Origin of the sequence: Apibacter sp. HY039, assembly GCF_004023655.1 — a bacterium.
Taxonomy (GTDB): domain Bacteria; phylum Bacteroidota; class Bacteroidia; order Flavobacteriales; family Weeksellaceae; genus Apibacter; species Apibacter raozihei.
The window spans coordinates 699,931-721,206 of record NZ_SAYM01000001.1 but is presented as its reverse complement, the minus strand read 5'-3'; the positions used below and the strand labels follow the sequence as shown (position 1 = coordinate 721,206).

The following is a 21,276-nucleotide window of genomic DNA, read 5'->3' as shown; positions in this document are numbered from 1 at the left end:
TCTACTTTGAGCGAAAAACGGGACTCGAACCCGCGACCCCGACCTTGGCAAGGTCGTGCTCTACCAGCTGAGCTATTTTCGCGTTTCAAACTTTCGTTCTCCTCGTAATTGGATTGCAAATATAGAGCAGTTTTTCTGTTCTTGCAAATTTTTTTTACTGAAATATTCTTTTTTTTTAACTCCTCATATTTATCATATTTATTATCAAATATTTGGTGCCTTATTTTTTTTTATAAAGGATTATGAAAGAATATTTTCTCAAACTAATAACTTTTACCTTTTTTTTGATGATTTAAATTATAAAATCCTGTAAATTAGTAATTCTGCAACATTTAATAATTTATAAAAAGCAAAATAAAGCCTCTGATATTTTTTATTTATTTTTATATTTGCCAAAAAAGTTGTTCAAAAGTGAAAATTAGAAAGGAATTTAAAGCAGGAATCATTGTAATCATATCTTTATTAAGTTTTTGGTGGTTATTTCAATTTTTAAAAGGGAGAGATGTATTTTCCAGTCAAGACTCTTATTACGTAAAATTTAATAAAGTTGAAGGATTGTCAAAATCTAAAAACGTATCCATTAATGGTCTTAAAGTGGGTATGGTAGAATCTATAACGCCAATTCCTACCAAAAATAATAATGTTTCCTTCCTTGTTGAATTACGTGTACAAAAAGAGTTCAAATTTTCAAAAAATTCGGTTGCCCAGATTGTTACCAGCTTAATGAACGGAGCTGAAATAAATTTACTACTGGCAGAAGATAATGCAGAAATAGCTAAATCCGGTGATACTTTAAAAGGTATGATTCTTCCTGGAATCATGGATTTAGCCGGGTCTGAATTAAAACCTTTGAGTAATAATGCCAATAATGTATTAATGAGATTAGACTCTACTTTAGCGGCTACCAATAAATTACTTAATGAAAAAAACAGAAATCATATAGAGACAGCATTGAGCAACTTAAATCAGGCTATTTCAGAATTTAACTCTTTAGGTAAAAATGCCAATGCCCTTATTTCTGGAAATTCCGTTAAATTAACTACTGCTTTAGATAATGCCAATAAAATGTTGGTTACTACAAACTCAACCGTTGAAAAATACGGTTCTGTAGCAGATAAATTAAATCAAACTGATTTTGAACAGACCTTAAAAAAACTTGAAAGCACATTAAATGACCTTAACCAAATCACCGGGAAAATAAATTCAGGGAATGGTAGTCTAGGTAAATTAATGAATGACAACGGATTATACAACAATTTGAATGATGCTTCCAAAAATCTAAGTGTACTATTAGATGATTTTAAAACCAATCCAAAAAGATATGTACATTTTTCTGTTTTTGGAGGAGGAAAGGATAAAGACAAAAAACAAACTATCGAAAAATCTGAATTACCGAACGAATAGGAATTTAAAACCATAAAAACCATTATGTCATGGAATATCTACGAAGTATATTATTCTTAGCTTTTGCTATTGGTGGAATTGGACTTTTTGTACGCAATCTTTTAAGAATACGACGAAATATACTTCTGGGGAAAAAATCTAATCGTTCCGATCAACCTTCTGTAAGATTGAAATTAATGGCTCGTATTGCTATTGGGCAGGGTAAAATGATGGCTAAGCCTGTGGCAGGTTTTTTTCACATAATTGTCTATTTAGGATTTTTGATCGTTAATATAGAGCTGATTGAAATTTTTATCGATGGTATTTTTGGAACTCATAGATATCTGGGGCATATTATACCTACTCACCTGTATAATTTTGTAACTGCTACTCTTGACTTTTTAGCCATTTTAGTAATGATTTCTGTTTCAGTTTTTTTTATCAGAAGAAATATAACTAAAGTACCCAGACTGAATTCCAGAGATCTTTTAGGATGGCCCAAAATAGACGGAAATTTAATATTAATCATAGAATTTGTTATGATGTTTGCATTATTGTCTATGAACTCTGCTGACATTAACTTACAACTTCTGGCTCATAGAGAGACCTTGGGTTATTTTCCAATAAGTCATCTAATTTTGGGCAACGCTTTTTCCGGTTTATCTGTGCATTCTCTTATAATTATTGAAAAGTCGTCCTGGTGGTTTCATTATCTTGGAATATTATTTTTCATGAATTATCTTTACTTTTCTAAGCACCTGCATATATTATTTGCTTTTCCTAATACTTACTTTTCAAACCTAAATAAAAAAGGCCAGCTAAATTCTTTAGAGGCAATAACTAAAGAAGTAAGATCTATGATGGATCCGAACATAGATCCATATGCAGCCACGCCTGAGGGTACTATTCCTGAAAAATTTGGAGCTAGTGATGCTACTGATTTGTCTTGGATTCAATTACTAAATGCTTATACTTGCACTGAATGCGGTAGATGTACCTCTAATTGTCCTGCTAATTTAACAGGAAAAAAACTTTCTCCAAGAAAGATTATGATGAGTGTTAGAGATCGCATTGAAGATATTGGCAAAAATATTAATAAAAACGGTATTTTTATCGAGGACGGGAAGCAATTATTGGGTGATTACATTACATCTGAAGAACTCTGGGCTTGTACTACCTGTAATGCCTGTGTTGAATCATGTCCTGTTCTGATTGATCCTTTATCAATAATTATAGATTTACGCCGCTATCTGGTAATGGAACAATCTGCAGCTCCTCAGGAATTGAATATGATGATGGCAAACATGGAAAACAACAGCGCTCCTTGGCAATTTAGTCAGAGTGATCGTGCAAACTGGATTCATGAATAGACTTTCAAAAGAGTAAACATAAAACCTAACATCTGATTTTAATTATGGAATCTAATATTCAACCGATAAAAACAATGGCAGAATATGCTGCTGAAGGAAAATCTCCGGAAGTTTTATTTTGGGTAGGCTGCTCAGGAAGTTTTGATGAAAGAGCTAAAAAAATTACTAAAGCTTTTGCCTCTCTTTTACAAAAAGCGAGAATAGATTTTGCTATTTTAGGCCAGGAAGAGGGGTGTACAGGAGATCCGGCGAAGAGAGCAGGAAATGAATTTCTATTTCAAATGCAAGCTATAATGAATATAGAGGTTTTAAATTCATATGAAATTAAAAAAATAGTTACCGCCTGTCCTCATTGTTTCAATACGCTAAAAAATGAATATCCTCAACTTGGAGGGGAGTATGAAGTTCTTCATCACGCTCAATTTCTTCAAAATTTATTATACGAAGGTCGCTTAAAAGTAGAAGGGGGAAATTTTAAAGGAAAAAAAATAGTTTTTCATGATCCTTGTTATCTTGGAAGAGCCAATGATCAATACGAAGCTCCACGACAAGTATTATCTGCACTTGAAGCCGATTTAATTGAAATGAAACGCTGTCGTCAAAATGGCCTTTGCTGTGGTGCAGGAGGTGCACAAATGTTTAAAGAACCAGAAAAGGGCATAAAGGATATTAACATAGAAAGAACGGAGGAAGCTCTTGATAAATCTCCGAACATTATAGCCACTGGTTGTCCATTCTGCAACACCATGCTCACTGATGGTATTAAAGTTAAAGAAAAAAGTTTACAGGTTTTTGTCAAAGATTTAGCTGAATTACTTAATGAAGCTATTAATTAATCAAATTTATTGATACTCACTTTTTCTTTATTTGATTGAAAAATACTTTTACAAGTATTTTTTTGTTTTTTGCTATATCCCTATACCTTAAAAAATCATTTTATTAAAAAATTAATATTAAAAAGCTTAGTTAATATTAAAATCATATTTTTCACTACAGATATAAGTCATAATTTATGATATTTATATAATACTCATGAGTCATAACAAGTAAAATCAATACAAAATCGAATTAATTTATTAATTTACATTAAAAAAAAGCGAATATTCAATAGTTTTAGCTTAAAGAACATTTACAAAGTCTAGAATAATTTCAATAAAGAATAATTTAAACATTTTAAACATCATTGTATTAAAAATAAATTTAATTTAATCTCATATTATTTATTTTTTCAAAAAAAGTAATTTTATAATTTATTCAAATAACGAATTTTTTATAACACTTTTTTTTTACATAGACATGAGGATTTACTTTTTTATTACACAAAATTATAGCGGATTTCACGAAATACACTTATTTTTATTTAGGATATACACATTACAAGATACTACATTTGCATCCAGTTAAGAAAATGCTAAATTTTATTATCGTAAAAATGGTATCCTTAATTACAATTTATTTCAAACTACTACTTTCTTATATATAATAAAAACTAAACTATTTATTATTCGCTGCAATATGAATTTTATAATTAGTTATATGTAAAATACAATTATTAACTAATATCAATTTAATTTTTATTAACCTTTCAATCATTAACTATAACTATACACATTTATGAAACTTTTTTTACTATTACTAACAACTACATTGTCATCTTATTGTTGTTTTTCCCAAGTTGGTATTAATACAAGCAATCCAAAGGCTTTATTACATATTGACGGAGCCGGAGATAATCCTACATCGGGTACTATCTCAGAAAGTGCTCAAAAAAACGATGTCGTGATTACCAGTTCTGGAAGTATTGGAATCGGAACCATTGATCCAGCTGCTTATTCTTCTTTAGAAATCGCATCTGATAAAGGACTTAGACTACCTCAGTTAACTAATTCTCAAATATCAGAATTGGATTCTGCTACGGATGCAGATGAAAATAAAAACGGATTGACTGTATTTAATACTGAAACTAATTGTATTAACTTCTGGGTAGATACAGAATGGAAAAAAATATGCGGTAATTAACATTCCTCTTGCTATTAAAACAAAATATTCTCTATAAAAAAGGTTTAGATTAATAAAACATATATTTATATAAATAGTCCGATATTTTATTAAACCTTAAATAAAACTTTAAAATGAAACAATTAATTATATTATTTTTGGCTTTATACACCTGTTTCAGCTATTCACAGACAGGTGTTAATACAAATAATCCTAAAACGGTCTTTCATATTGACGGTTCAGGAAACAATTCCCAAACGGGAACTCCTTCACAAGACGAACAGAAAGATGATGTAGTTATTACAAACTCTGGCTCAGTAGGCATTGGAACCAATCAACCTTCTGCTTACTCGTCTCTGGAAATAGCATCAAATAAAGGGTTAAGACTACCTCAATTAACAACACTGCAAATAAGAAAACTGGACTCTCTTAGCTCCAGTAGTAAAAAAAACGGTTTAATGATCTATAATGTTGATACTAAATGTATAAATTTCTGGGTAAAGACAGAATGGATTGAAAAATGCGGAGATGTAGATTGTATACCTATGACCGGTACATTGGGCATCAGCCGTGATTATGCTACGGATATTTTTGTTGGTGTAGCCAAAGAATATAGCGCTTATAATGTTGAGAATGTGTCTAGATATGAGTGGTTAATTGACGATGTAGTACAAGAAGGTGAAATATACGCTACCTTTACCTATACACCTGTAAACACTGATCAGGTTATTGTAAAAGTCAAAGCATACAGTTGCGATGGAACCTTTCAATCTGCTCAAATAGATGAAATCCCAAATGATGTAGAGGCCTGTCAAAACACAGCTTCCGGTACACTTTCTATAAGTCCGGCTAATCCCAACTTAATCGTTAGTGAAACCACAACATTTACAGCAAACGGGGGAACAAACATTTTAAGTTATCAATGGGCTGTTAATGATCATGTCCAAGATGAAACCAGTCAAACTTTTAAATTTACTCCTTCAGATACAAATCCTGTAACTATAACTGTAACCGGAATAGGATGTGACGAAACAACTACCACAACGGGAACAGTTACAGCTACCCCTCAAACGGCATGTATACCAGTTGCCGGAACACCATCTATCAGCTATACACCTTTAGTTGTAAGTGAACAATCCGTATTTACTGTTTCTGGAGTTAGCAATGCTGAAACCTATCAATGGTATGTCAATAATTCACTTCAATCTGGTCAGAATGGTACTACATTTACTTATACTCCTCAGAATACGTCAAGTGTTACCATAATGGTAAAAGCTATCGGATGTAATAGTTCGTCTGTAAGTAATTCCGTTACTTCCACCCCCACAGTAGCTTGTCAAAAACTGTCTGGAACTTTAAAAATATCCCCGACTACGGCTCAGGTAAATCCTGGAACAACCCAGAAATTTACTGCAAGTGGTGTAACCAATGCTGTGAGATACGATTGGAAAGTAGGTAGTCAAATTGTTCAAAGTGGTGTAAGTTCTACTTATAACTACTCTCCTACTACTGAAGGAAGAACCACCATTACCGTTACCGCTTATGGCTCCTGTGATGACACTCAATCTGCTTCTACAAGCGCAAATGGAGTAAATACTAATTTTACATGTAAGAGCGCAGGAAACTGGCTAAAACCAGGAACTAACTGTACACAGTATATTAAATGTGTATATAGTGGCAGCGCTTTGTTTTCGTCTTATACATACACTTGCCCTACAACTTCTAAATTTAATGTAGGAAGTCGATTATGCTCTGCTACCATTGCAAGATGTCCTTATTAATTGAAATCATATATACAATTAATTAAATACCCTTAAGAGAGCTCAAATATTTTGAGCTCTTTTTTTATTACTTACTTCATTTAATCAACTATACAATTATATAGTAAAAAAACAATATATATGAATTTTAATATTCTATAACTCCCGAAACCTCTTCTAGCATGATTAACCTTTTTATTTAAAATTTAAATCCAATAGATTCCCCCATATGCTATTTGTGAAAAATTAATTTAGCTCACTACATCATTGTGTTTCATATATTAAACTATATTACAAATGAATTATTGATAAGCTCAATTAATATACATTAAAATTATTTTATAACATTTTAAAATAATTTATAAAATTATTATTTTATAAATAAAAAAATACTAATTTTATCCAATTAATTTTTTAAAAAACAAAAAATATGAAACAATTAGTAACTTTGATTTTAGTAATGACATGTTCATTCTATTATTCACAATCAGCTGCCAACAATGATCTACATCCAAAAAATCCTTATGATAATGAAGGACTTGTGGCCTCATTACATAAATTGAAAAGCTCAACGGCTTTAGCTGATGAAAACAAACTTTCGGACTCTGGCGATGCTATCTCCGATGCTCCTCAAAGTGATATTTGCCCAAAATTCGCTGTAAGAAACATGCGTTTAGTTATTCCAGGAACTGGCTGTAAAAAATATGCTTATTGTGTATATAAAAGAGATGGATCGAGACAATTATTTTCAAGCTACATCTATGAATGCCCAACTATTTCAAAATTTAATCCTGACACTCAGAAGTGTACAGCGAACGTTTTCACCTGTCCTTCTTAAACAAAAATAGAATAAAAAAGCTCATAAAATTTATGAGCTTTTTTTTATTTTAGATCAGTCAATTTTAGTAAAATTGCTTCTAATTTAACATTTTAAAGATAAATTTCACATACTGCTATTTTGCCTGATAACTTCTTTCAAAATTTTTAAAACTCCATCTTGATCATTTGATACCGTTTCAAAATTTGCTGATTTTTTCAAATCAGGATGGGCATTCTCCATAGCAAAACTATAAAATGCTTCATGCATCATTTCTTCATCATTAAGATAATCCCCAAAAACCATAGTTCCCTCTTTTGAAATGTTCAATCTTTTCTGTACCTCTTTAAGAGCTTCTCCTTTATTGGAGTTTTTTAAAGAAATATCAACCCAATGTTTTCCGGAAATTTTGACATTGTATTCCTTATTTAAGTATGATACTATAGGATATACACTATTCTCAACTCCTTCTCTATTATAAATAGCTATTTTCACAATTTCATCTTCTAAAGGTTCAGATAAAGAAGAAAGTACCTTGTTTTTGGGATAATATTGTTTAATATGTTCTGCAAACTCTGGAGCTGATTTACTTGCATAAGCAGATTTGGTTCCACATAATAAAACCTCAGCACCTGGAATGGGAACACATAATTTAATAACTTCACCAATTAGATCTTGGTTTATTTCTCTAGTAATCAATGTCTTTCCACAATAAACTAAGTTTCCACCATTTTCAGCAATAAAATAGATATCATTTTTAATTGAATCAAATATTTTCAATAAACTATAATATTGCCTCCCACTAGCTACAGAAAAACTAATACCTAACGATTTTAATTTTTCATAAATATTAAAAAATTCCGGATTTATACTATAATCAGAGTGAAGCAAGGTACCATCCATATCACTCACAACTAACTTAACATTTTTAAAGTTCATATTTATCTGACTTTAATATTATTTTTTTGCGTTAATCCATTAATAAAATCAGAGACAGACAGTACTTTTTTTCCTTCAAGCTGAACCAATAGAGGAAAATAAAATCCATCGGATGCAGCAATTTTCAAAGCCTTTCCTTCAACAACCACACTCCCAACAGGTAACGCATGTTTTTCTACAGTATAAAGTCCTTTATATATTTTCAAAATCTTACTTGAATCATTGCTTACCCAATGGGTGAATGCAACCGGATAGGGACTCAGGCCTTTAATTAAATTATTAATTTGTATCAGGGACTTATTCCAGTCAATTTCGCAATCATCTTTAAATATTTTCGGAGCATATTTATATTCAACATTTTCCAGCAAAACTTGTTTTTTAGGCTCTAATGTTCCTGCTGCAAGACCGTTCAATGTTTCAAGTACTACCCCCCTCCCTAACTCCATGAGCTTATCATGCAAAGTACCGGCATCATCACTATCTAAAATTGGTAATGACGATTGTAGTAAAATTTCACCAGTATCAATCTTATTATCTATAAAAAAAGTGGTAACTCCTGACTCTTTATCTCCATTTATTATAGCAAAATTAATGGGTGCAGCTCCTCTATATTGAGGAAGTAAAGAAGCATGCAGATTAAAAGTACCTAATTGAGGCAGGGACCATATTTCTTCTGGAAGCAAACGGAATGCTACAACCACAATTACATCAGGATTTAAATCCTTAATTACCTTTAAAAAGTCCGGATCTTTCATTTTAGAAGGCTGCAAAACAAGCAGCTCATTCTCCACAGCGTACTTTTTCACTGCAGATTCCATCAATTTACGACCTCTGCCTGCTGGTTTATCCGGAACAGTCACTACTCCCACAATCTGATGATTGGATTTGAAAATTTCATCTAAGGGAGCTACAGCAAAATCTGGAGTCCCCATATACAAAACTTTTAAAGATTTTTTATTCATATAAAACTTGTATCTATTTACAAAATTAGTAATTGTTATCTAAGATATCGCTATATTGGACTAAACTAAAAATCTAATAGCTTCAAGTCATTTTATTATTGATATTTAAAAAAAAACCTTATATTTGCAACCTGTAAAAAATAAAAAAACGAATATTTTATGTACGCAATTGTAGAGATAGCAGGGCTTCAATACAAAGTTGAGCAAGACCAAAAGTTGTTCGTGAACCGTTTACAAGCAAATGCTAATGATGAAGTAACTTTTGATAAAGTTTTACTTACAGATAATGGTTCCATAACAGTAGGCGCCCCGGTTATAGAAGGAGTGACAGTAGTCGCTAAAGTTTTAGACCATGTTAAAGGAGACAAAGTTATTGTTTTCAAAAAGAAAAGAAGAAAAGGATATAAAGTGAAAAATGGTCACAGACAACAATTCACTCAAATTCAAATCATTTCTATTGGAGGCAGCACTCCTAAAAAAGCATCAAAAAAAGCTGCAGCTAAAACTGAAGAAGAAAAAACTGAAGAATAACAAAATTTTAATTAAGAAATAGTAACAGAATGGCACACAAGAAGGGGGTTGGTAGCTCCAAAAACGGTAGAGAATCACATTCCAAAAGATTAGGAGTTAAGATTTTCGGAGGTCAAGAAGCCAAAGCAGGTAACATCTTAGTAAGACAAAGAGGTACTGTACACCACCCAGGAGATAATGTTGGGATAGGTAAAGACCATACCTTATTTGCTCTTGTTGATGGAGTAGTTGTTTTTAGAAAAAAACAAAATAATCGCTCTTATGTTTCAATTCAAACAAGTGAAGCTCAAGCATAAGTAGTAAGATATTATAAAAAATAAAAATCCGGTGAAATCACCGGATTTTTTTATAAATTAATATTTACTGATTTACATCTTAAATATTTTTAAAGCATTCATTGTGGTTATATCTGCTATTTTATCAGGCAAAACTTCATAAATATCAGAAAGTTTATCAACTACCAACTTTATATACGATGACTCATTCCTTTTACCCCTGAAAGGCACGGGGGCTAAATAAGGGGAATCTGTCTCCAGTACAATCTTATCTAACGGAATTTCTTTTAAAAATTGATCTATTTTACCATTCTTAAAGGTAACAACCCCACCAATTCCTAAACTAAATCCTAAGCTAATTGCTTCTAAAGCCTGTTCTAAAGTACCCGAAAAACAATGTAAAATACCATACAATTCAGGAGAATTTTCTTCTCTCAGAATTTCAAAAATTTCTTCAAATGCATCTCTTACATGTATAACTATGGGTAACTTATATTTTTTAGCCAGAGAAATTTGTTTTCTGAAAGCATCTTGTTGTATGGCTAATGTCGATTTATCCCAATATAAGTCAATTCCAATTTCCCCTATAGCAGCAAATTTACCTTCATTTAGCTTATTTTTAACAAATAAAAGTTCCTCCGTATAAGATTCGTATTTTACATCACAAGGATGTAGCCCTATCATTAAAAAAATATTTTCAGGATAATCATTTTTCAAAGAAAGCATAGAATCATAATATGAGGAATTAATTGAGGGGAGGTAAAATCTTTCTACCCCTTCTTTTATAGCCCTCTGAATTACTTCATCTCTATCGTATAAAAACTCATTTGAATATAAATGGGTATGTGTATCAATTAATCTCATTATAGATTTTTTTCAAAAATATTAATTAAAATTAATTCATATATACTTATTAGCATTAAATTTGATACTTTAAAAATTAACACAAAAAACATATTAAATTTAGTTTAAAAATATAATATAAAAAATATTTAATCAATAATTAAAAATTATTAATCTATATATTATATCTATAAATGAACAACTCATTATTAAAATAAACATCATGAAAAAAACTTTATTATTAATTATTACTATTACTCTACTCTGCTTCTCTAAATATTCCAAAGGGCAGGTGGGTATTAATGTAACAGCTCCAAGTGCAACTTTGGATATTTTAACCAAAGGTAACGATGCTGCAACCAAAGCACTATCTATAAATAATTCCAGTAATGCAAATCTAGTTACTATACTAAATAATGGCAGACTTGGAATCAACAACACCACTCCGACTACACGACTACATGTTACGGGTGACCAAATGATCCCTACTCTACAGGCATCAGCCAGTATTGCAACATTCACTGCATCTAACGGCGCTTTGGATTTATTTTCAGATATTAATACCCCTTATGGATTTGGTTTCCAATCACGTGATGTTGTTAAAAACACTTCACTGTCAATTCTATTAAATCCAGTTGGCGGTAACGTAGGAATAGGAGTTCGTTCTCCTAACTCAGGTGCGATACTAGATTTAACCTCTACAACGAAAGGTTTATTAATTCCCAGGGTGAGCCTTACTTCAACAACTACCTGGGGATTAGACGGAACAGCTACAGATGGAATGATGGTTTATAATACGAATACAAGTATTAGCGGAGATAATGCTAATGGGAAAAATTTTTATGTATGGCAGGGAAGTAAGTGGCAGGCAATGTATGTTAATAATGGAAGAGATAACTCTGGTAATATGGGAAGAGCAAGATTTACCTCTGTACTATCAGCAACAGGAACTTTTTCTTTCCCTTTTTTTACTTATAGAGCTTATAGAGTTAATATAAGCGGTTCATTAACTTCTAACAGTTATAAAACTTTCACGGATGAATATCTAATAACATTGGCTAATAATGTAAGTCACGTATCTATACAGCAAACCGGAGGGGTTTATTCTGAAGGAAATGCTCAGACTATGCAGTCTGCTTACATGGTATCTTCATTTACTATTACTCCTACTCACGGACTATATACTATTAATTTTGACGTGCAAGGTGCTGAACCTAAAAATATGGTTTTAACTAATAAAAGTAATGCAACAATGGATTGCAGAGTTTTATTATCTGATCTTTGGTAAGATAAATCCTCACCTATACGCTGTTGGGGTATAGGTGAGGATTTGTAAAACCTTTGATATACTTTTGTAAATTCATTTATTACCATTATTTTTACTCACAATGAGACTATTTCCTTTAATTTGTTTACTTGTGATAATTTTGGGATGTAAAAATCCCGAAACTAATAATTTTTTTTAAACAGTAGATCAACTTTTAGTTGGGAGAAAAAAAGCTTAGAAAAGTTTGACAAAAAAAATTTATGCAAAAACCAGCTATCTATTATTAATGATAAAGAAAAAAATCTAAAATTCGATCTTGATAGCATAAAAAACGGAGGTACCTATTTTACTTTAATTCATAAGAACATCAGGACAAACAAATCTGATCATTTTGATCAAAAAGATGTAACTTTTAACATTATTCCTTATACAGAAATTAATAATATCACTATAAGTTTAGGAAAATCAATCATCAAACCCAGAAGTTCGGGGTATTGGATCCAACATAGCGAAAGGTTTTTACGTATTTATTTTAGAGAAAAATTCATCTATTGGAAATCAAATTATTATTATTCTAACTTTAATAAAGTTTTTACAAATACGCCTGAAGAAGGTATTCCACCGCCTGCTATAACCCTTAACATGACAGATTCTGATTTTGCACCCATCAGACCTGCTCTAATAAACATTTATTGTGGCTATTTACAAGCTATGGAAAAGTATTCTATAATTTTTTTCCATAAAAAGTGTGCAACTTGGAAACTTATCAATTGGATAGTCTAAAAAAATGGTTCCCACTTCGAATCAGAATAACCAGAAATTATAAAAGTTAACTTTTTAATTTATAATTAATATGAATCATTCATTTTTTTTCTTAACTCTACAAACTCTTCCTTGAATGCTCCTTTAGGTAGTTTAGGTTCAATATCCTGAATATCTTTAACAATACTATACAAAAATTTTTTATATGCTATCGTAAACGTGTTGTGAGGTCGGTGTTGAAGAGCTAAATTAACTTTTTTAACTTTCTGCATTAAAGAATATATATCGGAAGTGATATGAGCTCTTTGAAAACTTTCCCAAATATATTGAATGGCAAATTCATTAGGATGAACCAAATCGTCTTTATAAAAACGATAATCTCTCAGATCATCCATTATAAATTCATAAGAAGGAAAATAATCGCAATTTTCATATGAGTCTACAACAGAATGCATAGCACAAAGTAATCTAGCCTTACTTTTATTATTCTCAATTAATCCATCTTTAGTATGCCTGACAGGACTTAACGTAAATAATATTTTCATTCCCGGTTTTCCTATATCAGTAAGCATTTCAACAATATTCTTGAGTGAAGTCTTTATCTGATGCTCTGCTAAAAGGGATTTAGTGAATTGAGTATTCGGTATCTTGTGACAGTTAGCAACTACCAGATCATATTGTTTTAGCCGATACACAAATGCAGTTCCTAAGGTAATAATAATTAGATCAGTATTCTGTAGAAAATTATTTGCATCCTGTATGTTTTTATTTATAAGATTGAGAGTTTTTTCAGCCGTATGACTACTAAAAGACGAATGATGATCCCAACTAAAATATAAATCTTCATATTTATAAATTTCAGAGGCTAGGTATTCTTCATTGGAATAAATTCTCATTAATGCATTTTCAATTGCTAAAGGATGAAATAAAACTCCAAAAGGGTTATGCTTTACATTAAATTTATAAAAGGCAAGCTTTTCTGAAATTTCAGTTGCAAAACAAGATCCCATAGTAAAAATATTACTGGTATAATCTAAACCATATGATTGAGGATTGTATTCTAATTCTGTTCTAAATATCATACAAAAATTTTAATTTTGTCTTACAAGTAAATAGTCTACCAATTGGTAGAAGGGTTTCTTTTTATCATCAGATACATTTATTTTAGATAAATACGCGAATGATTTATTAGTATAAAATCGCACTAATTCCAAGCACTGATCATCAATTTTTAATTCTTTATAAATTTTTATAACTTCTGAAATTTTTTCTATGGAATCATCAGTACGGGAAAACCAATAAGTAAGTCTTTCCAATTGTTTTTCGTCTGCATTTTGAACAGCTAATAAATAAAGTACGGTTTTTTTATTTTCTGTAATATCCCCAGCATGTTTTTTCCCTACTTTATTTACAACACCAAACACATCCAGATAATCATCCATTAATTGAAAAGCAATCCCTAAATATCGCCCAAACTCATACATATAGTCTGCATTTTCATCATCTGCATTAGCAATTATTGATCCCATTTTAAGTGAACAGGCACATAAAACAGCTGTTTTACCTGATATCATATGAATGTATTCATCAAAAGATACAGCTTGTTGACTCTCAAAGTTCATATCATATTGTTGTCCCTCACAAACACCCAGCGCTGTTTTCGTAAACAACAAAAAACAAGATTTTAATAAATCCGGATTTAAATCTTCCAGCATTTGAAATGATTTTACCAATAAAGCATCTCCCGACAAGATTGCTGTATTTTCATCGTATTTCTTATGAACGGTTTCTTTTCCTCTTCGTAAAGGTGCCTTATCCATAATATCATCATGCATTAAAGAGAAATTATGAAAATATTCAATTCCCAATGCAGGTTTAAGAGCACTTTTCAAATCTCCATTAAATAAATCACAAGCCATTAACAATAATACAGGGCGAAGTTGCTTTCCACCCAGTCCCAAAATGTAATTTATTGGCTCATATAATTGAACTGGCTGATCTTTTAATTTATATTGATCAATTGCATCTTCAACCAGTACTTTATATTTATCTAAAAAACTCATATCTTTTAATTATTTAGACAAAGATAACGAATTAAGAGCTTTATTCTCATCTCATAAATCTTGGTTATTTAAAACGTTATACTTTTAAATCGACGGTTAAAAATCGAAAAGATCTTTTTGCAAAAGCAATTTTCATCAAAATAATTAAATATTTACTATAATTTTTGATATTATATTTATTTGATGATATTATAAATCTATTCCCATAAAAATATATTTAACACTTTATATTACAATAATTTATTAATTAAATCTAGTCAAAATTATTTTAGATTTTTAAATATTAAAATAAATTACTTCTAACGATTGGCATTTTAAAAATTTAAATTAATTAATTATAATAATTCTAAATAACATTATATTTACAATCAAAATATATCAATCATGAATATAAAGCTCTTTTTTGCATGTCTCATTTTACTAATTAACTATCAACACTTCTACACTCAAGAGACTAAAGAGTTAGAATTAAATGAAACTATAATATCAGCCACCAGAATACCGGAAGTTGTAAAAAATTCAGCAAGTTCAGTCATTGTTATTTCTAAAGAAACTATTGAAGAACTCGCTTTATCAAATCCTGATATGTCAGTAATTCTGGGCTTGGCGGTACCATCCATAGGACTAAGTTCAAATACTACAAGCAATAGATCACAAACCATGCGTGGCAGACCTATGCTAGTAATGGTTGATGGCATTCCTCAGTCAACGCCATTAAGAAATACAGATAGAGACATTCGTTCCATAAGTCCATTCGCGATTGAACGAATCGAAGTTATTGAAGGAGCTAGTTCTCTATATGGTTCGGGTGCTGTAGGAGGAATTGTAAACTTTGTAACTAAAAAGTCACGTTCAAATAAAGCATTTAATGGCGAAACTTCTATAGGCATTACAGATGCGAGAATAAAACAATCAGATCACGCATCAGGATACAAACTTAATCAACAACTTTATGGAAATATAAAAAACTTTGATTATTTAATAAATGCAGGAATAATAACTTCCGGCAGAGGTATTGATGGAAATGGAGAATTTATTTCTCCACGATATGGGTTAAGCGATGTAATGTCTAAAAATATTTTAGCTAAAATCGGATATAAATTTACCCAAAATTTAAGAATAGAAGCTATGTACAATTTTTTTTCAAGTGAACAAGATACTGATTTAGTAGCATCTGGCGGGAAATATCTACAATCACCAAGAATAGGAATAGTCGGAGAAAAAAATCCAAATGCTATAAATGAAGGAACAAAATACAATCATAATGCTTACATAAAATTGATAAGCAATAATATATTTAAAAATACGAGTTTGGAGGCCTCTTTTTACACACAAAGTTTGTATACCATTTTCGATTATAGAGAAAACAATCCTAGTAAGCCAAGATGGGAAGAAACCGGAGGACAAGCTACTATAAAAGCAAATAAATATGGTGCCAGACTAAATTTTATAACGACAATTAATTATAATGAAAATATTAAAACTTCCGTTTTATACGGAGGAGATTTTTTGCTGGACGAAACAAGCCAACCTCTTGTGGATGGGAGACTTTGGGTTCCGGAATTGAAGGGATATAATACTGCCGGTTTTTTACAGACAGTAACTAATTTTTATAATAAAATTAATTTAAAAACAGGTGTCAGATATGATCATATCTTAGTAAAAATACCTGATTATCATACCATTCCTAATAAAAAAAATCAAGTTTGGCCATCTATACAAGGAGGTAATTTAAATTATAACAAACCTACATTTAATACTTCTATTCAATACTATGCAGCAAAAGAATTTAACCCGTATATTTCATTCTCTCAAGGATTTGCTATTTTTGATTTAGGCCGTGTGCTAAGAGATGCAAAAGACGATGTAGTTTCCAAAATTGAAACAGATCCCGTAGCAACTAACAATTACGAAGTAGGTTTCACAAGTAAAATTATTGATAAAATTAACTTTAAAGCGGCATATTATTGGTCACATTCCAAATTAGGTAGTGACTTAGTTGCAGGAAATGACGGTTTTTGGAAGGTAGTCAGAAACCCACAGTTAATTCAAGGTCTGGAAATTCAAATGGATACAAAAATAAATCGATATATCATTTTAGGTGGAACATATTCATATCTAGAAGGAAAACTTAAAACGGATGATTCTTCAAGTTACAACCAATACATGTCGGGACTTAGCATATCAGCACCTAAACTTACTTTTTTCACCACATTAAATCCTATCAAAAATCTTGCATTAAATGTTATTTATATACATACTTTTAAAAGAGATCGTTTTACACCTGTTATAGACAAAAATGGCAATGAAATATTTAACGAAGGTGAAGGAAAAGTGTTTCCAATTGATCTTTTTAATCTGACAGCAAACTATAAATTTAAAAATACAAAAATTAGTATGGGAATTGAGAATTTGTTTAATAAAACATACTATACGAGCGCTTCAATGATTATGGCCAGAGATAGTGAATATGCAAGAGGAAATGGCCGCTATTTAACATTAAATTTTACAGTCAATTATTAATTAGTAAAAGGCTTATAAGTCGAATTACCTGTAAGCCTTTTTAAATAGTTTAAAACTATTATTTACTCTTAATTTAACTTATAAAAGTCCAACGTATAAACTTAAGCTGCAAATGCAAAATAGATTTCGGGTTTTCTAAATTAAACTAAACACTATATTGCAGGTTACATTTTTTTAGATAAAAGCAAAGTTATTGACAATACAATACTATTTATCATAAATTCAGGGGTCTCTCATTTCTAATATTAAATTTAATTCATAAATTAGATTATGAATCAATATTCAAATTAAAAATGTACATGAACTGAATATATAAAGTTTATCTATTAATGCTAAGAACATAAAATTTATTATAATATAGTTAGTTCTTTTGTATGTTTTGACAGCACAATAATAAAAATTAAATTTTTAATAATTAGATGTTATGAATCCTGTATTAGAATTAAAAAATATTGTTCCACTTCAAAAATTTGCAATTTTTTCAAATCCGATTAACTGGAAAATAAAACCAAATGAACATTGGGCGATCATCGGTTCCAACGGAAGTGGCAAAAACCTTCTTATTGACATTCTCTTAAGTAAATATGGGTTGAAAACAGGAGAAATTTATTGTAAAGATGAATATGGTAACAACATTCATATTAGAAAATGTATAAAATTTGTAGCATTTCACGATATTTATAGCCTTGCTGATTTAAAAAATAGCTACTATCAGCAAAGATGGAATACTGGTTTAGAAGAAGATATCCCCACAGTTAAGGATATTTTAAGTAAAGAACCAGATCAAAGTTGGATACAACATCTTGTAACTGCATTTAAAATTGAAGACTTAAATGTGAAAAAGATCAACTTACTTTCCAGCGGCGAATTGCGTAAATTTTTAATTGTCAAATCACTATCTTCAAAGCCAAAATTCCTTATCATGGATAATCCATTTATAGGGTTGGATAGCTATTCCAGAAAAGTTCTGAGAAATGTGTTGGAGAATTTAACAACGATAGGAAATTTACAAATTATTCTCTTAGTTTCTGACATAAATGACATACCTGAAGTAATTACTCATATTTTGCCCGTAAAAAATAAAACTATATTACCTGAAATGAGCTATTCTGAATTTACCAATGATCAATCTTTTCAGATGAATTTATTTAAATCTAGTATTTTTCAAAATAAAGAACAAATAACAATAAACAAAAACGACGAATATATTAATGCTATCATTTTTAAAAATGTTACCATTAAATATGGCTCACGTACTATTTTAAAAAATTTAAACTGGATAGTAAAAAAGGGAGAAAAGTGGGCACTTCTAGGTCCAAACGGTTCGGGAAAATCAACACTACTTAGCCTTGTAGCTGGAGATAACCCTCAAGCTTATGCTAATGATATAACCTTATTTGATAAAAAAAGGGGAACAGGAGAAAGTATTTGGGATATAAAAAAGCATATAGGCTATGTATCACCGGAAATGCACTTATATTATCAAAAAAATGTAAGTTGCAAAGAAATTATAGGTTCAGGTTTTTTTGATACTATAGGGCTTTATAAAAAATGTAATGAAAAACAAAACGAAACCGTTCTGGAATGGATGAAAATATTCGGAATTTCACATTTAAAAAATATATCATTCTTAAATGTATCAACCGGAGAGCAACGATTGATACTTCTAGCCAGGGTATTCGTAAAAAACCCGTCATTAATTATTTTAGATGAGCCTTTACATGGCTTGGACATGGAGAATAAAAAACAAATAAAAAAACTTATTGAAGCATATTGTGATAAAAATAAAGCACTAATATACGTTACTCATTATAAAGATGAAATACCTGATATTGTTAAAAAAGAAATAGTTTTAATTAAAAATGAAGTTTAACTAAAGTTATTTTAACATAAATTTAATATATATCAAATTCATAAAAATATATCTATAAAGTTTAAACAAGTTAATTACAAATAAATAAAATCATCAATTATATCTTTTTTTAATAATATTTTGAACATAATTTTAAATCCTAATGATATTAAGTATGATATTATAGCCCATTTAAATTGGTCATATAAAAAAAATGTTATAATTTAGCCACTGGAAAAATCATTACAACAATAAAAAATGTCAACATTTACTAGCATACTTAGTATTATTCTGATTCTGGGGCGCACCCAGGGTGAGTAGTGCTTTTATGTTGTAAATACAAAATATCGATAAAGCCTTTCTCACCTAATTGAGAAAGGTTTTATTTTTATACTAAAAAAATAATAAAGTAATACATAAGATGGAGAAATTATTTATTTTCGACACAACATTAAGGGATGGTGAACAAGTCCCCGGATGTCAATTAAATACAATTGAGAAAATAGAAATAGCAAAAGCTTTAGAAGAGTTGGGTGTAGACGTTATTGAAGCAGGATTTCCTGTTTCCAGCCCCGGAGATTTCAACTCAGTAGTTGAAATATCTAAAGCCGTAACCTGGCCAACCATCTGTGCCCTCACAAGAGCTGTTGAAAAAGATATTGAAACAGCAGCCGAAGCCTTAAAATATGCTAAGAAAAAAAGAATTCATACCGGAATTGGAACCTCAGATTTCCATATTAAATATAAATTTAATTCCACTCAGGAAGAAATTATAAAAAGAGCTGCTGCTGCTACTGCTTACGCTAAAAAATTTGTTGAAGATGTTGAATTTTATGCTGAAGATGCCGGAAGAACGGACAATGCTTACTTGGCAAAAGTAGTTCAGGCTGTGGTAAATGCGGGAGCTACTGTCATTAATATACCAGATACAACAGGATATTGCTTACCTACAGAATACGGTGAAAAAATAAAATATCTGATAGAGCACGTAGATATGAAAAATGCTATTTTATCTACCCATTGCCATCAGGATTTAGGTATGGCAACAGCTAACTCTATTATGGGAGTTATGAATGGAGCCAGACAAGTAGAAGTTACAGTTAATGGTATTGGAGAAAGAGCTGGAAATACATCACTTGAAGAAGTAGTTATGGCAATTAAAAGCCACAAAGAATTAAACATTGAAACCAATATTAACACTCAGAAAATTTATCCGTTAAGTAAAATGGTTTCCAGTCTTATGAACATGCCGGTACAACCCAATAAAGCTATTGTTGGACGAAATGCATTTGCTCATTCCTCAGGAATACATCAAGATGGAGTTTTAAAAAACTTATCTACTTACGAAATCATAGATCCTAAAGAAGTAGGTATCAATGATAATTCAATAGTACTTACAGCAAGAAGTGGAAGACATGCCCTAAAAAGCCGTTTAAATTTGCTTAATATAAAAGTTGATGCTGATGAACTTACCGATTTATACGAAAAATTCCTAGAGCTTGCAGATAGAAAAAAAGATATTAATGACGAAGATTTATTAATCCTTGCCGGAAAGGAAGTAAATAAAACCAATCGTTTAAAATTAGAATATTTACAAGTGACTTCCGGTAAAGGAGTTCAGCCGGTTGCCGTAGTAGCCTTAAATATATCCGGTGAAAAATTTACATCCACTTCCTTTGGAAACGGACCGGTAGATGCCGCAATTAATGCTGTTAGAGACATTCTTAAAAGACAAGTAACTATTCATGAATTCCTGATTCAGGCAATTAACAAAGGAAGCGATGATCTAGGAAAAGTACATATGCAGGTTGAATACAATGAAACCAATTATTACGGATTTTCTGCCAATACAGACATTATAGCAGCTTCAGTTGAAGCCTTTATTGATGCAATTAATAAAATTCCTGTTTAAACGTAAAACCAACTTATAA

The 21,276-nt window shown here is 30.6% G+C and carries 17 protein-coding genes and 1 tRNA gene; 12 read left to right on the top strand and 6 right to left on the bottom strand.

All coding sequences use genetic code 11. The features are described 5' to 3' along the window. Window positions 1-9: 9 nt before the first annotated feature. A tRNA-Gly gene (locus EQ921_RS03205) sits at window positions 10-82 on the bottom strand. Between the two features lie 329 nt (window positions 83-411). On the opposite strand from EQ921_RS03205, the gene EQ921_RS03200 reads away from it, so the two are divergent. The 6 genes from EQ921_RS03200 to EQ921_RS03175 all read left to right on the top strand — a co-directional run bounded on the left by EQ921_RS03200 (window position 412) and on the right by EQ921_RS03175 (window position 7,349). Continuing rightward, complete coding sequence (locus tag EQ921_RS03200; RefSeq protein WP_164875566.1) at window positions 412-1,404, top strand: MlaD family protein; 993 nt, start codon at window positions 412-414, stop codon at window positions 1,402-1,404. A gap of 29 nt (window positions 1,405-1,433) precedes the next feature. After that, window positions 1,434-2,753, top strand: coding sequence for a (Fe-S)-binding protein (locus EQ921_RS03195; protein ID WP_128330526.1), 1,320 nt, complete (start codon window positions 1,434-1,436; stop codon window positions 2,751-2,753). Between the two features lie 74 nt (window positions 2,754-2,827). After that, window positions 2,828-3,589, top strand: coding sequence for a (Fe-S)-binding protein (locus EQ921_RS03190; protein ID WP_181951022.1), 762 nt, complete (start codon window positions 2,828-2,830; stop codon window positions 3,587-3,589). A 778-nt stretch (window positions 3,590-4,367) separates the two neighbouring features. Continuing rightward, a complete protein-coding gene (locus EQ921_RS03185; RefSeq protein WP_128330525.1) occupies window positions 4,368-4,772 on the top strand; it encodes a hypothetical protein in 405 nt (134 codons plus the stop codon). 113 nt (window positions 4,773-4,885) lie between these two features. After that, window positions 4,886-6,532 carry a hypothetical protein gene (locus tag EQ921_RS03180; protein ID WP_128330524.1) on the top strand — a complete coding sequence of 549 codons (1,647 nt, stop codon included), beginning with the start codon at window positions 4,886-4,888 and terminating at the stop codon, window positions 6,530-6,532. Between the two features lie 409 nt (window positions 6,533-6,941). Further along, entirely contained in the window at window positions 6,942-7,349 is a 408-nt protein-coding gene (locus EQ921_RS03175; RefSeq protein ID WP_128330523.1) for a hypothetical protein, read from the top strand. A gap of 105 nt (window positions 7,350-7,454) precedes the next feature. Here the strand turns inward: EQ921_RS03175 and EQ921_RS03170 are convergent, their stop codons facing one another. Then, on the bottom strand, window positions 7,455-8,240 hold the full coding sequence (locus EQ921_RS03170; protein WP_164875565.1) for an HAD family hydrolase: 786 nt from the start codon (window positions 8,238-8,240) through the stop codon (window positions 7,455-7,457). 29 nt (window positions 8,241-8,269) lie between these two features. Beyond that, the gene (gene fmt, locus EQ921_RS03165; RefSeq protein ID WP_128330521.1) at window positions 8,270-9,229 is read right to left on the bottom strand and encodes a methionyl-tRNA formyltransferase; all 960 of its coding nucleotides are present in this window, start codon (window positions 9,227-9,229) and stop codon (window positions 8,270-8,272) included. 159 nt (window positions 9,230-9,388) lie between these two features. On the opposite strand from fmt, the gene rplU reads away from it, so the two are divergent. Then, a complete protein-coding gene (gene rplU / locus EQ921_RS03160; protein WP_128330520.1) occupies window positions 9,389-9,760 on the top strand; it encodes a 50S ribosomal protein L21 in 372 nt (123 codons plus the stop codon). 29 nt (window positions 9,761-9,789) lie between these two features. Continuing rightward, complete coding sequence (rpmA, locus tag EQ921_RS03155; protein ID WP_128151143.1) at window positions 9,790-10,056, top strand: 50S ribosomal protein L27; 267 nt, start codon at window positions 9,790-9,792, stop codon at window positions 10,054-10,056. Window positions 10,057-10,128: 72 nt separating this feature from the next. Here rpmA and EQ921_RS03150 read toward each other — a convergent pair whose 3' ends face one another. Next, complete coding sequence (locus EQ921_RS03150) at window positions 10,129-10,899, bottom strand: TatD family hydrolase (protein WP_128330519.1); 771 nt, start codon at window positions 10,897-10,899, stop codon at window positions 10,129-10,131. A gap of 202 nt (window positions 10,900-11,101) precedes the next feature. Between EQ921_RS03150 and EQ921_RS03145 the strand changes: the two genes are divergently transcribed. Then, the gene (locus tag EQ921_RS03145) at window positions 11,102-12,166 is read left to right on the top strand and encodes a hypothetical protein (RefSeq protein ID WP_128330518.1); all 1,065 of its coding nucleotides are present in this window, start codon (window positions 11,102-11,104) and stop codon (window positions 12,164-12,166) included. 827 nt (window positions 12,167-12,993) lie between these two features. Here the strand turns inward: EQ921_RS03145 and EQ921_RS03140 are convergent. Both EQ921_RS03140 and EQ921_RS03135 read right to left on the bottom strand, forming a co-directional pair. Further along, window positions 12,994-13,989 carry a GSCFA domain-containing protein gene (locus tag EQ921_RS03140; RefSeq protein ID WP_128330517.1) on the bottom strand — a complete coding sequence of 332 codons (996 nt, stop codon included), beginning with the start codon at window positions 13,987-13,989 and terminating at the stop codon, window positions 12,994-12,996. Window positions 13,990-13,998: 9 nt separating this feature from the next. After that, the gene (locus tag EQ921_RS03135) at window positions 13,999-14,970 is read right to left on the bottom strand and encodes a polyprenyl synthetase family protein (protein ID WP_128330516.1); all 972 of its coding nucleotides are present in this window, start codon (window positions 14,968-14,970) and stop codon (window positions 13,999-14,001) included. 384 nt (window positions 14,971-15,354) lie between these two features. Between EQ921_RS03135 and EQ921_RS03130 the strand changes: the two genes are divergently transcribed. The 3 genes from EQ921_RS03130 to EQ921_RS03120 all read left to right on the top strand — a co-directional run bounded on the left by EQ921_RS03130 (window position 15,355) and on the right by EQ921_RS03120 (window position 21,257). Further along, window positions 15,355-17,493: a TonB-dependent receptor gene (locus tag EQ921_RS03130; protein WP_128330515.1), complete on the top strand. Its 2,139-nt coding sequence runs from the start codon at window positions 15,355-15,357 to the stop codon at window positions 17,491-17,493. A 424-nt stretch (window positions 17,494-17,917) separates the two neighbouring features. Beyond that, window positions 17,918-19,366, top strand: a complete 1,449-nt coding sequence (locus EQ921_RS03125) for an ATP-binding cassette domain-containing protein (RefSeq protein WP_128330514.1) — start codon at window positions 17,918-17,920, stop codon at window positions 19,364-19,366. Between the two features lie 400 nt (window positions 19,367-19,766). Then, window positions 19,767-21,257 carry a 2-isopropylmalate synthase gene (locus EQ921_RS03120; RefSeq protein ID WP_128151125.1) on the top strand — a complete coding sequence of 497 codons (1,491 nt, stop codon included), beginning with the start codon at window positions 19,767-19,769 and terminating at the stop codon, window positions 21,255-21,257. Window positions 21,258-21,276 lie beyond the last annotated feature (19 nt).

What these genes read in the sequence shown, in the direction of transcription:
- EQ921_RS03195 (WP_128330526.1), top strand. Translation starts at nt 1,434, where the DNA reads ATGGAATATCTACGAAGTATATTATTCTTAGCTTTTGCTATTGGTGGA.
- EQ921_RS03190 (WP_181951022.1), top strand. Translation starts at nt 2,828, where the DNA reads ATGGCAGAATATGCTGCTGAAGGAAAATCTCCGGAAGTTTTATTTTGG.
- EQ921_RS03185 (WP_128330525.1), top strand. Translation starts at nt 4,368, where the DNA reads ATGAAACTTTTTTTACTATTACTAACAACTACATTGTCATCTTATTGT.
- EQ921_RS03180 (WP_128330524.1), top strand. Translation starts at nt 4,886, where the DNA reads ATGAAACAATTAATTATATTATTTTTGGCTTTATACACCTGTTTCAGC.
- EQ921_RS03175 (WP_128330523.1), top strand. Translation starts at nt 6,942, where the DNA reads ATGAAACAATTAGTAACTTTGATTTTAGTAATGACATGTTCATTCTAT.
- fmt (WP_128330521.1), bottom strand. Translation starts at nt 9,229, where the DNA reads ATGAATAAAAAATCTTTAAAAGTTTTGTATATGGGGACTCCAGATTTT.
- rplU (WP_128330520.1), top strand. Translation starts at nt 9,389, where the DNA reads ATGTACGCAATTGTAGAGATAGCAGGGCTTCAATACAAAGTTGAGCAA.
- rpmA (WP_128151143.1), top strand. Translation starts at nt 9,790, where the DNA reads ATGGCACACAAGAAGGGGGTTGGTAGCTCCAAAAACGGTAGAGAATCA.
- EQ921_RS03150 (WP_128330519.1), bottom strand. Translation starts at nt 10,899, where the DNA reads ATGAGATTAATTGATACACATACCCATTTATATTCAAATGAGTTTTTA.
- EQ921_RS03145 (WP_128330518.1), top strand. Translation starts at nt 11,102, where the DNA reads ATGAAAAAAACTTTATTATTAATTATTACTATTACTCTACTCTGCTTC.
- EQ921_RS03140 (WP_128330517.1), bottom strand. Translation starts at nt 13,989, where the DNA reads ATGATATTTAGAACAGAATTAGAATACAATCCTCAATCATATGGTTTA.
- EQ921_RS03135 (WP_128330516.1), bottom strand. Translation starts at nt 14,970, where the DNA reads ATGAGTTTTTTAGATAAATATAAAGTACTGGTTGAAGATGCAATTGAT.
- EQ921_RS03130 (WP_128330515.1), top strand. Translation starts at nt 15,355, where the DNA reads ATGAATATAAAGCTCTTTTTTGCATGTCTCATTTTACTAATTAACTAT.
- EQ921_RS03125 (WP_128330514.1), top strand. Translation starts at nt 17,918, where the DNA reads ATGAATCCTGTATTAGAATTAAAAAATATTGTTCCACTTCAAAAATTT.
- EQ921_RS03120 (WP_128151125.1), top strand. Translation starts at nt 19,767, where the DNA reads ATGGAGAAATTATTTATTTTCGACACAACATTAAGGGATGGTGAACAA.